This is a genomic window from Streptomyces polyasparticus (assembly GCF_014493765.1).
GTDB classification, from domain to species: domain Bacteria; phylum Actinomycetota; class Actinomycetes; order Streptomycetales; family Streptomycetaceae; genus Streptomyces; species Streptomyces polyasparticus.
Genome location: NZ_JACTVJ010000006.1, coordinates 339,561 through 352,392, shown reverse-complemented (window position 1 = coordinate 352,392; position 12,832 = coordinate 339,561). Strand labels below are relative to the sequence as shown.

General features: G+C 69.4%; 10 protein-coding genes. 4 read left to right on the top strand and 6 right to left on the bottom strand.

Annotation, left to right across the window (positions count from 1 at the left end; genetic code table 11):
* Positions 1-44: 44 nt before the first annotated feature.
* From H9Y04_RS13520 to H9Y04_RS13510, 3 genes are all read right to left on the bottom strand, one after another.
* Positions 45-527: a cupin domain-containing protein gene (locus tag H9Y04_RS13520; RefSeq protein WP_187814060.1), complete on the bottom strand. Its 483-nt coding sequence runs from the start codon at positions 525-527 to the stop codon at positions 45-47.
* Between the two features lie 176 nt (positions 528-703).
* Positions 704-1,492 (bottom strand): VOC family protein, encoded by a 789-nt coding sequence (locus H9Y04_RS13515; protein WP_187814059.1) that lies wholly within the window; start codon positions 1,490-1,492, stop codon positions 704-706.
* Positions 1,493-1,589: 97 nt separating this feature from the next.
* Complete coding sequence (locus H9Y04_RS13510; protein ID WP_187814058.1) at positions 1,590-2,705, bottom strand: multicopper oxidase domain-containing protein; 1,116 nt, start codon at positions 2,703-2,705, stop codon at positions 1,590-1,592.
* 200 nt (positions 2,706-2,905) lie between these two features.
* Here H9Y04_RS13510 and H9Y04_RS13505 point away from each other — a divergent pair, with 200 nt between their 5' ends.
* Entirely contained in the window at positions 2,906-5,431 is a 2,526-nt protein-coding gene (locus H9Y04_RS13505) for a ThuA domain-containing protein (protein WP_187814057.1), read from the top strand.
* Positions 5,431-7,656, top strand: a complete 2,226-nt coding sequence (locus tag H9Y04_RS13500; protein ID WP_187814056.1) for an OmpL47-type beta-barrel domain-containing protein — start codon at positions 5,431-5,433, stop codon at positions 7,654-7,656. The genes H9Y04_RS13505 and H9Y04_RS13500 overlap by 1 nt, the downstream gene beginning before the upstream one ends.
* A gap of 134 nt (positions 7,657-7,790) precedes the next feature.
* On the opposite strand, the gene H9Y04_RS13495 is transcribed toward H9Y04_RS13500, so the two are convergent.
* Both H9Y04_RS13495 and ligD read right to left on the bottom strand, forming a co-directional pair.
* A complete protein-coding gene (locus H9Y04_RS13495; RefSeq protein ID WP_187814055.1) occupies positions 7,791-8,408 on the bottom strand; it encodes a pyridoxamine 5'-phosphate oxidase family protein in 618 nt (205 codons plus the stop codon).
* An 86-nt stretch (positions 8,409-8,494) separates the two neighbouring features.
* Complete coding sequence (gene ligD, locus H9Y04_RS13490; RefSeq protein WP_187814054.1) at positions 8,495-9,514, bottom strand: non-homologous end-joining DNA ligase; 1,020 nt, start codon at positions 9,512-9,514, stop codon at positions 8,495-8,497.
* A 91-nt stretch (positions 9,515-9,605) separates the two neighbouring features.
* Between ligD and H9Y04_RS13485 the strand changes: the two genes are divergently transcribed.
* Both H9Y04_RS13485 and H9Y04_RS13480 read left to right on the top strand, forming a co-directional pair.
* Positions 9,606-10,694, top strand: coding sequence for an ATP-dependent DNA ligase (locus H9Y04_RS13485; RefSeq protein ID WP_187814053.1), 1,089 nt, complete (start codon positions 9,606-9,608; stop codon positions 10,692-10,694).
* A 41-nt stretch (positions 10,695-10,735) separates the two neighbouring features.
* Positions 10,736-11,725 (top strand): aldo/keto reductase, encoded by a 990-nt coding sequence (locus H9Y04_RS13480; protein ID WP_308800969.1) that lies wholly within the window; start codon positions 10,736-10,738, stop codon positions 11,723-11,725.
* 16 nt (positions 11,726-11,741) lie between these two features.
* On the opposite strand, the gene H9Y04_RS13475 is transcribed toward H9Y04_RS13480, so the two are convergent.
* Positions 11,742-12,743: an ornithine cyclodeaminase family protein gene (locus tag H9Y04_RS13475; RefSeq protein WP_187814052.1), complete on the bottom strand. Its 1,002-nt coding sequence runs from the start codon at positions 12,741-12,743 to the stop codon at positions 11,742-11,744.
* Positions 12,744-12,832: the final 89 nt, after the last annotated feature.

Below are 12,832 nucleotides of genomic sequence, written 5' to 3'. Positions count from 1 at the left end.
TGTGGTGGAAGGCCGTGCTGTCCGGGCCGAGACGCACAAAGCCGTCAGGCCACGGCCTTGAGGTGGCGTCCGTCGCGGGCCGTGGTGCGCTTCGCCCGCGGCAGGCGGTCGGCCGCGGCGCCACGGGTGAGTACGGCGAGCAGGGTCGCGGGCCGGCTGGTGCGGTTGGCCAGCGTGAACAGCTCCCCACGGGGGACCATCACACACGCGCCGGGCCGCAGCGTGATCTGCCCGCGCCCGGGGTCGCCGACCTCCACCTCGCCGTCGACTCCGGTCAGGAGCACTTCGGAGTCCTCGTACGCATGTGCCCGACGTTCCGCGCCGCCGAGCAACTGGATGCGGGCGGCGGCCAGTTCCTCGAAGGGTGCGCCCTTCGGATCGAGGCGCGTCACCGGGTCCTCGTCGCGTACGGGCCTGGTCTCTATGCGGATCGGGTACATCGAGGGCTCCCGGTGCTCGGGCGAGGGGTTCGCCGTAGGGGCGCGGCCGCGCTGCGGTGCGGTGCGTGACTTCGGCCCGGACGGCACTCCCCGATTATCGCATCTCGGACATTTCACCCATTACGCAGGGGTACCGGCACGGATGTGGGGGCCTCCCGCACCGTCGCGGGAGGCCCCCACATCGCGCCCAGCACTGCACACCGCCCGGGACGGCCACGGCAGCGACGCGGCGCACCTCGCGCCGAGCGGTCCCGAGCAGTACGTCACGCCTGGTCCGGATCGCCCTTGATCAGCGCGAGACGCGCACCGAAGGGATCGGTGATCTTGGCGAGCCGGCCCACACCTGTCATCGACGTGGGCTCCATCTGCACGCTCGCCCCGAGCTCACGCGCCTTGGCCACGGCCTGGTCCACGTCGGCGACCTCGAAGTACGGCAGCCAGTGGGGCTTGCGCTCGGCCTCGACCGGGTCGTCGGTCCGGTCGACGAGCCCTCCGTACATCCCCTCGGCGTCCGCGCCCGCCGGGTGGACCGTCGTGTACGAGCCGCCCGGGAAGTCGACCGCGCTGGTCGCGAGCCCGAGCGCCGAGCCGTAGAACGCGGCGGCCGCGGGGACATCGGTGGTGTAGAGCTCCACCCAGTTGAGGGAGCCCGGCTCATTGACGAGCTCGAACCCCTTCATCTCGCCGGGCTGCCACACCCCGAAGGAGGCGCCGGCCGGGTCGCCGAAGAGCGCCATGCGCCCGAGCGGACCGACGTCCATCGGCGCCATGAGTTCGGCGCCCGAGGCCTGCTCCACGGCCTTCGCGGTCGCGTCCGCGTCGGGGGTCTGGAAGTAGATCCCCCAGGCCGGCGCGGCATCCTCCGGCGGGACCTGCATCCCGCCGGCGACCGCCTTTCCGTTGCTGCGATACGTCACATAGCCCCCGAACTCCTCGGCGGCCTGCGCCTCCCAGCCGAAGAGACCTCCGTAGAACGCATTGGCGGCCGCGATATCCGGGGTGCCGAGGTCGGTCCAGACGAGGGAGCCGGTGACGAAACGGGTGGTGAGCATGATCCACTCCTTTGTGGGGTCCCATTGCCCTGCCGCTCCCGAGTCTGGCACCGGCCACTGACAACCGCCCCGCAACCGCCCAAGTGGACGGGAGCGCTCAGTGGTGGTGCGCCGCTCCGGCGTCGTCACCAGCGGATTTCCCGTCGCCCGAGGACTTCGAGCCGTCCGATTCCCCGGCGTCACCCGACGTCTTCGATTCGGCCGCCCCTCCCGACTCCGCACCGTGCGCCACATGACCCCCGTCATGCCCCGGGATCGTCCCGTCCGGCTTCGCCACCAGGAAGAATCCGGCCATCCCCATGTCGGAGTGGCTCTGGACGTGGCAGTGGTACATCCACGCCCCCGCCCCCACGCGCTCCCCCGCGATGATCTGGAAGCCGAAGGAGTCCGCGGGCCCGGTGATCTTGTTGTCGATCACCGGTGACGGGTCCTCCGGGCCGGAGAGCAGGCCCGTGCGGTTGTCCGCCCAGCGATGACCGTGCATATGGAACGTGTGGTAGAACTCGCCGTGCGTGATCATGACGATCTCCACGCGGTCGCCCACCGTGGCCTTGAGGTCCGGACCCGTCTTGAGATTGTTGATCGTCATGTCGTTGAAGACGATCGTGAAGGTCTTGTCCGGCAGGATGTCGCCCTTGCGGCGCACGATCAGCGGACCGTAGAGCCCCTTGCGCAGCCCTCCCGTGCCGTGGTCGGTGCCCACGACGTGGTCGTGGTAGTGCCAGTAGCCCGCGCTCCCGGCGCGCCAGGTGCCGTCCGCGCGGCGGCCCGGCACATGGGTGCGCCAGGTGTAGGTACGCGAACCCCCGGGTTCCACATGGGAGTTGTTGTGCCGGGTGCCGTCGCTGGTGATCTCGTAGTCGACGCCGTGCGGGTGCAGGGACACGTCCATGTCGAGAGTGTTGATCACCTCGATGTGCAGGGTGTCGCCCTCGATCATCTCGATCAGCGGGCCGGGTATGGACGCCTTGCCCTTCTCCAGGCCGTAGCCCAACTGCCCGTCGGGCAGCGCCTCGACGTACAGCTTCATGTGCTTGACGGTCCCGCCCGCCGGAGCGGTCGGCACCTCGAGTTCCGCGGAGGCCGAGCTTGCCGAACCGGCCACCGACATCGATGTCAGACCGGTGGCCACCACCGCTCCGCCGGTGAGCAACCGCCGATTGAAGACACGTCTGCCGAGGTTCTCGGGACTGCTGGCCGCCTGCTCGGTCATCTGCGAACTCCCCATGCAGCTACGGAGGTTGATGAGGCATGAGTGCCCCCAGGGACGGGGACACGGTAGCGACGGGATCTTCGTTTATCCACACTCAGGACAAAGTTCGTGCGAGTCCGGTCATAGCTATTGGCGGCTCGGCCAAAGCCGTCTACTTTCCTAGGCGCTGTTGCCGTAACGGACGAGGGGTGGGTGAACACATGCGGCTACCTCCGCATCAACAGCCCTGGAAACACCGAGGGTTGAGCAGGGCCAGACGCAGATCCAGAAGGGCCTGGGGCGCCGGGATAGCGGCCGGGGCGATGACCGTCGGCCTGCTCGCCACAGCGCCGGCCACCGCGCGTCCGTATCCGGACCCGCCGAAGACCGCCACCGAGCAGACAACGATGTCGCTGCCGACCCCTCCGGGCAGCAGCAATGTGCGCGTACTGGTCTTCTACGCCTCGGCCACCGAGGAATCACCCGTGGTCAATGCGGGGATCGAGGCCATCGAGCGGATCGGCCTGACCGGTCCCGAGAACCAGCGTTTCACCATCACGGCCACCGACGACGCATCGATCTTCACCAACGACACGCGGCTCGGCAGGTTCAACGCCGTGGTCTTCCTGACCGGTGGCGGCGATGTCCTGGACGCCGACCAGGAGTTGGGCCTCGAGGCCTACATGGAGGCGGGCGGCGGTTTCGTCGGCCTGCACGACGCCGCGCGCACGGAACCGTACTCGGACTGGTTCACCGGTCTGATCGGTGCGCGTCCCGCGGCCGGCAGCGGTGCGACCGCGCAGCGCGCCACCGTGGAGGTCGGCGACCGTCAGCATCCGGCCAACACCGGGCTGCCGCTGGAGTGGAAGCGCCTCGACAAGTGGTTCAACTGGAAGGAGAACCCGTCGGGCAAGGTCCACACCGTCGCACGCGTCCGCGAGTCCACGTATCAGCCGGGCACGGGCGCCAACGGCTGGGACCACCCGGTCTCCTGGTGCCGTGACTACGACGGCGGCCGGTCCTTCTACACCGCCATGGGCGGCACCGCGGACGCCTACACGGAGACGGACTTCCGTACGCATCTGCGCGGCGCCCTGAACTGGACCGCGCGTCTGGTGCGGGCGGACTGCAAGGCCACGATCGACAGCAACTACAAGGCCGAGCGTCTGACCGTGCCCAACCAGCCGGGCCAGAACGACCAGATCGGCGAGCCGCACGGCCTGGTGACCGCGAAGGACGGCCGGATCCTGTACATCGGCCGCGGCGGCGCGGACTCCTCGCAGCCCGTCGTGACCGACTGGAACGACCCGAACATCGGCAAGGGCAACGGCGAGGTCCACGTCTACGACCCGAAGACCAAGCAGGTCACGAAGGCGGCCTCGCTCAGCGTGTTCGGCAACAAGGGCGGCGGGGACGAGCTGATCAAGGTCGAGGAGGGGCTGCTCGGCATCGAGCTCGACCCGGACTTCCTCACCAACGGCTGGGTGTACCTGCACTACACACCGCACGCGAAGATCGACCGCGACAAGCGGATGGCGCAGCGCTACGTCTCCCGCTTCACGCTCGACCTCGCGACCAACAAGCTGGACCTGGCCAGCGAGAAGGTCCTCCTTCAGTGGCCGGTGCAGATCCACAGCTGCTGCCACGCGGGCGGCGGGATGTCCTTCGACTCGAAGGGCAACCTGTACATCGCCACCGGGGACAACAACTCCTCGCGGTTCAGCGACGGTTACTCGGGCAACAACCCGGAGCCCAACTACAAGGGCGTCTCCTTCGCCGACGCGCGGCGCACCGCGGGCAACACCAACAACCTCAACGGCAAGATCCTGCGGATCCACCCCGAGGACGACGGCACGTACACGCTTCCCGCGGGCAACCTGTTCACGGGCAACGAGCCGGACGAGGGCGGCGGCAAGACCCGCGGCGAGATCTATGTGATGGGTGTGCGCAACCCGGCGCGCATCTTCGTCGACCAGAAGACCGACATCCTGTACGCGGGCTGGGTCGGCCCGGACGCCGGGCAGCCGTCGACGACCTGGGGTCCGGCGAAGTACGACACGTTCGCCGCGATCACCGGTCCCGGCAACCACGGCTGGCCGTACTGCATGGGCAACAAGCAGCCCTACCGCGACCGCAATCTGCCCGATCCGACCAAGCCGCTCGGCTGGTACAACTGCGACGCACCGCGCAACGAGTCGCCGAACAACGACGGTCTGGTGAAGCTGCCTCCGGTCACGTCCAACACCATCTGGTACTCCCCCGCGGGCGGCGGCCCCGACTTCCCCCGGGACGCCAACGGCATTCCGTCGTACAAGGCCGAGGAGCAGAAGTTCCTGCTTCCGTGGCTCAAGGGCGGCGGCCAGGCCACCATGAACGGTCCGGTCTACCGGTACGACCCCACCTCCACGGGTGAGGGCAAGTGGCCCTCGTACTGGGACGGCAAGTGGTTCGTCGGTGACTTCTACTTCGGCGACCAGCCGCGGCATGCGATCCTCACCGACCCGAACACGGTCGGCAAGGGCGGGCGTCCGGTGCACGCCGAATCCCTGAAGAAGATCATTCCGGGCGGGAACGACGCCATCAACAACCTGATGGACTGGAAGTTCGGCCCCGACGGCGCCCTGTACGTCCTCGACTACGGGCGCGGCTTCTTCACCTCGGACGCCAAGTCGGCACTGTGGAAGGTCAGTTACCACGGCGGTGCGGCGACTCCGGCGGCGGACCAGCTGGCGAGAGGGGCCCAGTGATGAGGAAGCTGATCCTGAGACCGCAGCTGCGAGTACTGCTCGCGACGCTGCTGCTGACGCTCGGCCTTTCCGCGCCCGTCGCGTACGGCGAGGAGCTGGGTAAGGCCGAGGCCGAGCAGCAGGCCGCCGCGGCGCAGACGCTGACCTGGACGGCGGGCGATCCGATCGACCGCTATCTGTCGGCGCCGACCACGGCGGTCGCGGGCGCGACGACGATCGTCTTCGAGAACAGCACGGCCACCGGGAACACCACCGGGATGCCGCACACGCTGACGTTCGACATCGCGGATCCCGAGTACAACAACGACGTGCCGCTGAACATCCTGGCCAACCCGAACGACGACCAGGGCGGCCGGCACACCGCCGAGGTGGTCCTCACACCGGGCCGCTACCTCTACCACTGCACCATCCCGGGCCACGGCACGATGCAGGGCATCCTCGTCGTGACCGAGGGCGGCGGCGAGGACACCACCGCGCCCGTCACCTCGGCGAAGGTGGACGGCACCAAGAACGCCGACGGCGCGTACGTCGGCCAGGCCACGGTGACCGTGAACGCCGAGGACGAGGTGGGCGGTTCGGGCGTCGACAAGGTCGAGTTCGCCGTCGGTGACGCCGGCGAGTGGCAGCCCTACACCGGCCCGGTCGTGGTGAACACGGTCGGGGACCACAAGATCCGCTACCGGGCCGCCGACAAGGCGGGCAATGTGGCCGCCGAGAAGAGCGAGTCCTTCAAGGTGGTCGCACCCGACACCGGTGACACCACGGCGCCGGAGACCTCGGCGGCGGTGACCGGTGAGCAGAACGACCAGGGTCAGTACGTCGGCATGGCGACCGTCACCGTCTCGGCCACGGACGCGGGCTCGGGCGTCAACACCACCGAGTACGCGATCGGCGCGGACGGCGCCTGGCAGCCGTACACCGCGCCGGTGATGTTCCACGATCCGGGCACCTACAAGGTGCGCTACCGGGCCACGGACCGGGCCGGCAACGCGGCGGCCGAGAAGAGCGTCGACTTCACGCTGGTCGCCGCTCCGGTCGAGGACACGACCCCGCCGGAGGTCACGGCGAAGGTCGAGGGCAACAGGAACTCCGACGGCGCGTACGTCGGACAGGCCAAGGTGACCCTCACGGCCACGGACGACGACTCGGGCGTGGACAAGGTCGAGTACTCGCTCGACGGCGCCCCGTACGTCACGTACACACAGCCGCTGATCCTCGACCGCTTCGGCCGGCACACGGTCGCCTACCGTGCGACGGACAAGGCGGGCAACGGGTCCGAGGCGCAGCAGGTGGCGTTCACGGTCGTCGAGGGCGGGGGCCCCGAGGCCCCGAACTGCCCGGAGTTCGACGAGCGCGAGACGGTGTTCGTGGGTGCGGTGAACTCGGGTGTGCCCAACCGGATGACCAAGGCGCGCTGCACCATCGGCGAGCTGATCGAGGACGAGCGTTCCTGGTCCTCGCACGCGCTGTTCCTCAAGCACGTGGACACCATCCGCGACCGGGTGGTCGCCGAGGGCGTCATCAGCGGACGTGAGGGCCGGCTGATCTACCAGGCGGCCAAGGATTCCGGCATCGGCACGCCCGGCAACACCACCGGCTACACACCGCTGTTCGACGGCTCGGAGCGGTCGTTCAACAAGTGGCAGCACGTGGGCGGCGGTTCGTTCGGTCTCAACCCGGACGGGACGATGACCTCGGGCACCTCGAAGGCCGGTCTGGGCATGCTGTGGTTCCCGGAGCGCAAGTACGGGGACTTCTCGCTGAAGCTCCAGTGGCGCGACGACGCTCCGGTCAACGGCAACGCCAACTCCGGTGTGTTCGTGCGCTTCCCGAATGTCCACGACCACCCCGAGGAGTCGCGTCCCGAGTGGGTCGCCATCAAGTACGGGCACGAGGTGCAGGTGTTCGACCGTCCCGACGGCGACATGTACAAGACCGGTTCGATCTACGGGTTCGACCGCGTGGGTCTGGCCGGTGCGGGCGTGACACCGAAGGGCACATGGAACGACTACGAGATCCAGGTGGTCGACCAGCACTACAAGATCTTCCGTAACGGTGTGCTGATCAACGAGTTCGACAACACCGGCGGCCAGGTCTTCGAACCCCCGCGCTCCGACGACCCGGGCACGGACGGCCGCCGCTATGCGTCCGGCTACATCGGGCTCCAGGTGCACGGTGTGACGGATGTCGTCTCGTACAGGGACATCCGTATCAAGGAGCTGTAACGGCTGCTCCACGTCCAGGAGCCGTGGCAGTTGCTCGGCCGGGTGCCCCCACTCCGTTCGTACGGAGTGGGGGCACCTTTCTCTTACGAAGTCTCGTACGAACTCTCGCACGAGCTCTCGTACAAGCGGAATGGCTAGCCCCGGTAGACCTTCGCTTCGTACCCGTCCCCGTAGTAGGCCTCCAGCTCTTCGAGCGTCTGGTCCTTGCGGATGAGGGACTTGGCGATCCGCGCGGGAGACGCGACTGCCTGCGGGTCCCAGGTCTCCGGCTTCCACAGTGCCGAGCGGAGCAGGGATTTGGCGCAGTGGAAGAAGACCTCCTCGGCCTCCACGACCAGCGCGAGTCGGGGGCGGTGTCCCTTCACCACCATGGTGTCGAAGAACGGTGCGTCCTTGACGAGGCGGGCCCGGCCGTTGATCCGCAGCGTGTCCGCGCGGCCGGGTATCAGGAAGAGCAGGCCGACGCGCGGGTTGGCCAGGATGTTGAGGTAGCCGTCGGCGCGGCGGTTGCCCGGGCGCTCCGGGATCGCGATCGTCGTGTCGTCCAGGACCCGCACGAAACCCGGCGGGTCGCCCTTCGGTGAGGCGTCGCACCAGCCGTTGCCGCCGGCCGTCGAGATCACGCAGAACGGCGAATGTGCGAGCCACTCCTTGTCGTGCTCGTGCAGCGAGCTCCGCACTTTGCCCGCGGCGCGTGCGTCCGGCTCCCCCAGCAGTTCGCGCAGCTCCTCGACGCTGCCTATCTCCGCCATCCCCGCCCTATCCACGCCGCCCCCTCGCCGTCAAGTGATCAAGCCCCGCTCACCCTGGCGAGACCTGGTCCCGACCCTTGCGAGGGCTAAGGCGTCTCCTTCTTCGCCCGGCTCGGCGCCACCCGCTTCGGCTCGCCCGGCATCTTCGGGTAGTCCGGGGGGTACGGCATGTCGCCCAGGCCGCGGTCCTTCGCGTCGCGCTCCGAGAGCTCCAGGAGGGCGTCGAGCGTGTGGCGGGTGCGGTCCATGTCGGCGTGGACGTCGCCGACTTCCGCGTACCGGGCCGGCATGGTCTTCAGGTCGAACTCGTCGGGATGCACGTCGTCGACCTCGTCCCACGTCAGGGGCGCCGAGACCAGAGCCTTGGGGTTCGGCCGTACGGAATAGGCGGAGGCGATGGTGCGGTCTCGGGCCGCCTGGTTGTAGTCGACGAAGATCTTCTCGCCGCGCTCCTCCTTCCACCAGGCCGTGGTGACCAAGTCCGGCATCCGACGCTCCAGTTCACGCCCGGCGGCGATCACCGCGTGCCGTACCTCGATGAAGTCCCAGCGCGGCTCGATCGGCACGAACACATGCAGACCGCGGCCGCCGGAGGTCTTCGGCCAGCCGGCGAGTCCGCCGAACTCGTCGAGCACCGCCCGCAGTTCGTGCGCGGCGCGCACCGCGTCCGCGAAGTCCGTGCCCGGCTGCGGATCCAGGTCGATACGGAGTTCGTCGGGGTGGTCTGTGTCGTCGGCGCGCACCGGCCAGGGGTGGAAGGTGAGCGTGCCGAACTGGGCGGCCCAGATCACCGCCGCCACCTCGCTGGGACAGATCTCGTGCGCCTTGCGTCCGCTGGGGAAGGTGATCTCGGCCGTCGGGATCCAGTCCGGGGTGTTCTTCGCGGCGCGCTTCTGGAAGAAGGACTCGCCGCCGACCCCGTCCGGATAGCGCTCGAGGGTCGTCGGCCGGTCGCGCAGCGCACGCAGGATGCCGTCGCCGACCGCGAGGTAGTACTCGGCGAGGTCCCGCTTCGTGTAGCCGGGCTCGGGAAAGAACACCTTGTCCGGGCTCGAAAGCCGTACTTTCCGGCCGCCCGCGTCCAGCTCGATCGCAGCTCCACCCATGCCTGCCACGGTAGGCGGGGCACGGTGGTGCTGCATACGGAAGTACGGATCCGCCGGGCGCGGCACGGCATCAGCCAGCACAATCGAAGGCATGGACCTGCCGGTGATGCCGCCCGTCAAGCCGATGCTCGCGAAGTCCGTGGCCAAGATCCCGCCGGATATGCAGTACGAGGCGAAGTGGGACGGCTTCCGGGCGATCGTGTTCCGCGACGGTGACGAGATCGAGGTGGGCAGCCGTACGGGCAAGCCTCTGACCAGGTACTTTCCCGAGCTCGTGGAGTCGCTGAAGGCGAATCTGCCCGGCCGCTGCGTACTCGACGGGGAGGTGGTCATCGCCCGTGACGGGCGGCTCGACTTCGACGCGCTCACGGAGCGTATCCACCCGGCCGCGTCGCGCGTGAAGCTCCTTGCCGAGCGGACGCCGGCCTCGTTCGTCGCCTTCGATCTGCTCGCGCTCGGTGGCGAGTCGCTGGTGGACACCCCGCTCGCGGACCGCCGCGCCAAGCTGGTGATGGCGCTCGCGGGTTCCGGGGCTCCCGTCCACATCGCGCCCGCGACCACGGACATCGAGGTGGCCCGCCAGTGGTTCGAGCAGTACGAGGGCGCCGGGCTCGACGGGGTGATCGCGAAGCCGCTCGACCTGCTCTACCGGCAGAACGAACGCCTGATGTTCAAGATCAAGCACGAGCGGACAGCCGACGTGGTCATCGCCGGCTACCGCCTGCACAAGAGCGGGCCCGTGGTCGGCTCGCTGCTCCTCGGACTGCACGACGACCAGGGTGCGCTGCAGCACGTCGGCGTCGTCGCGGCCTTCTCGATGAAACGCCGCGAGGAACTCGTGGAGGAGCTGGAGCCGCTCCGTATGGAGTCCGCCGAGGGCCATCCATGGCAGGCCTGGGCGGAGGAGGCCGCGCACGAGTCGGCCCGTCTGCCGGGCTCCGTGAACCGCTGGAACGGCAAGAAGGACCTCACCTGGGTGCCCCTGCGGCCCGAGCGCGTGGCCGAGGTCGCGTACGACCACATGGAGAACGGGGCGCGCTTCCGGCACACCGCCCAGTGGCGCCGCTGGCGTCCGGACCGCACCCCCGAGAGCTGCACGTACGCACAGCTCGAAGAGCCGGTGAACTTCGACCTGGGCGAGGTACTCGGGCCGCGGCAGGCAGGCGACACCTCGCCGTAGGCTGGGACCGAACATCCGCTGATCGTGGAGAGAGGTCTTCCGTGTACGCAGCCGCACCCGGCCGTTACGAGTCCATGCCCTACCGGCGCACCGGCCGGAGCGGTCTGCTGCTGCCCGCCGTGTCGCTCGGCCTGTGGCACAACTTCGGCACCGACCGCTCGCTCGACCGCCAGCGCGCCATCGTGCACAAGGCCTTCGACCTGGGCGTCACCCACTTCGACCTGGCCAACAACTACGGTCCGCCGCCCGGCGCCGCCGAGACCGCGTTCGGCCGGATCTTCCAGGAGGATCTGCGCGCGCACCGCGACGAGATCATCGTGTCCACGAAGGCCGGCTACCTCATGTGGCCGGGCCCGTACGGGGAATGGGGCTCGCGCAAGTACGTCCTGAGCTCCCTCGACCAGTCCCTCAAGCGCATGGGCCTGGAGTACGTGGACATCTTCTACTCGCACCGTCCGGACCCGGACACCCCGCTCGAGGAGACGATGGGCGCCCTCGCGTCCGCTGTGCAGCAGGGCAAGGCGCTGTACGCGGGCATCTCCAACTACTCGCCGGAGCAGACGCGTGAAGCCGCCCGCATCCTTCGGGAGCTGGGCACGCCGCTGCTGGTCCACCAGCCGCGCTACTCGATGCTGGACCGTGCCCCCGAGGACGGTCTGTGGTCGGAGCTCGGCGAGGCGGGCGCCGGCGCGGTGGTGTACTCGCCGCTCGCCCAGGGCCTGCTGACGAACCGTTACCTGGACGGCATCCCCGCCGACTCGCGTGCTGCGAGCCTCAGCCCGTTCCTGGACGCCGGCCGCATCACGGACGAGACCGTCGCGCAGCTCACCGCGCTCAACGACGTCGCCCGCGAACGCGGCCAGTCCCTCGCGCAGATGGCCCTGGCGTGGGTCCTTCGCGAGGGGACGGTCACCTCGGCGATCGCGGGCGCGAGCAGCCCGGAGCAGCTCGCGGACAGTGTCGCGGCCACGGAGAACCTGGAGTTCTCCGCGGAGGAACTGCAGCGGATCGACAAGCTGTTGGCGGGCTGACACAACCAGGAGGGGCTCAGCTGGCCAGATCCACGGTCAGGCCTAGCCCCCGCTCCCCCGCCCGGTCGATGAGCAGCCGGGCGACCGCCAGGTCCTGGAGTCCCACGCCCACCGAGTTGAAGAGCGTCAGCTCCTCGTCGGTGGTGCGGCCCGGGGCCCGGCCGGTGAGCACCGCGCCGAGTTCGGTACGGAAGGCGTCCTCGCGCAGGGCGCCTTCCGCGAGCGGAATGAGCACCTCGCCCGACTTGGCCAGCGCCGTCTCGTACGCGTCGACGACGATGCGGCAGCGCAGGACCGCCGCCGTGTCGAGTTCACGGTGGTCGGCGCGCGGCGGGGCCCCGACCGCGTTGATGTGCTGACCCGGGGTCAGCCAGTCGCCGTGCACCAGCGGGTCCCGGGACGGCGTGAGCGTGCACAGGACGTCCGCGTGCTCCGTGACCGAGCGCGGGTCCGTGAACACCTTGGCGGGGACGCCGAGTTCGGCCGTGATCCAGTGCGCGAGGGACTGCGCGTTGTCCGGCGTACGGCCCCACACCAGGACATGCTCGTACGCGCGCCCCGGCAGCAGCGCCTGTACGTGGGCGCGCGCGAGCGGTCCCGTACCGAGGACGCCGAGGGTGCGGGCGTCCGCGCGGGCCAGCGCCCCGGTCGCGACCGCGGTGGCCGCGGCGGTACGGATCCGGGTGAGTTCGGCTCCGTCGAGCAGCGCCACGCATGCCCCGGTCTCCGCGTCGGCCGCGAGCACCGCCGAACGCTGCACCGGCAGGCCGCGTTCGCGGTTGGCCGGCAGGTCGGCGAGGAGTTTCACGGTGGCGAGCCCGTCGGGCGCGGAAGCGGCGGCCATCGCGAGATAGGCGCCCTCGCCGTCCGGCTGTCGCATCGCGGGCGGCGCGGGCAGCACGGCCCGGCCGAGCGCCAGATCGCGGTGCGCCCGGGCGACCGCCTGCTCGACCTCGGCGAGGGCTCCGGCTTCGGCGAGGAGGCTGCGTATCACCGAGCGGGTGAGGATCAGGGTCATGGTGCGGGTACTCCTGACGTGGATTCCGTACGGCCGACGTGGATTCCGTACGGCTCGACGGGGCGCGGGTGCTGGTCTGCGGGTGTGCG

Bases quoted from the DNA above. Each gene is read 5' to 3' on its own strand.
- H9Y04_RS13515 (WP_187814059.1), bottom strand. From the start codon at position 1,492: ATGCTCACCACCCGTTTCGTCACCGGCTCCCTCGTCTGGACCGACCTC.
- H9Y04_RS13510 (WP_187814058.1), bottom strand. From the start codon at position 2,705: ATGACCGAGCAGGCGGCCAGCAGTCCCGAGAACCTCGGCAGACGTGTC.
- H9Y04_RS13505 (WP_187814057.1), top strand. From the start codon at position 2,906: ATGCGGCTACCTCCGCATCAACAGCCCTGGAAACACCGAGGGTTGAGC.
- H9Y04_RS13500 (WP_187814056.1), top strand. From the start codon at position 5,431: ATGAGGAAGCTGATCCTGAGACCGCAGCTGCGAGTACTGCTCGCGACG.
- H9Y04_RS13495 (WP_187814055.1), bottom strand. From the start codon at position 8,408: ATGGCGGAGATAGGCAGCGTCGAGGAGCTGCGCGAACTGCTGGGGGAG.
- ligD (WP_187814054.1), bottom strand. From the start codon at position 9,514: ATGGGTGGAGCTGCGATCGAGCTGGACGCGGGCGGCCGGAAAGTACGG.
- H9Y04_RS13485 (WP_187814053.1), top strand. From the start codon at position 9,606: ATGGACCTGCCGGTGATGCCGCCCGTCAAGCCGATGCTCGCGAAGTCC.
- H9Y04_RS13475 (WP_187814052.1), bottom strand. From the start codon at position 12,743: ATGACCCTGATCCTCACCCGCTCGGTGATACGCAGCCTCCTCGCCGAA.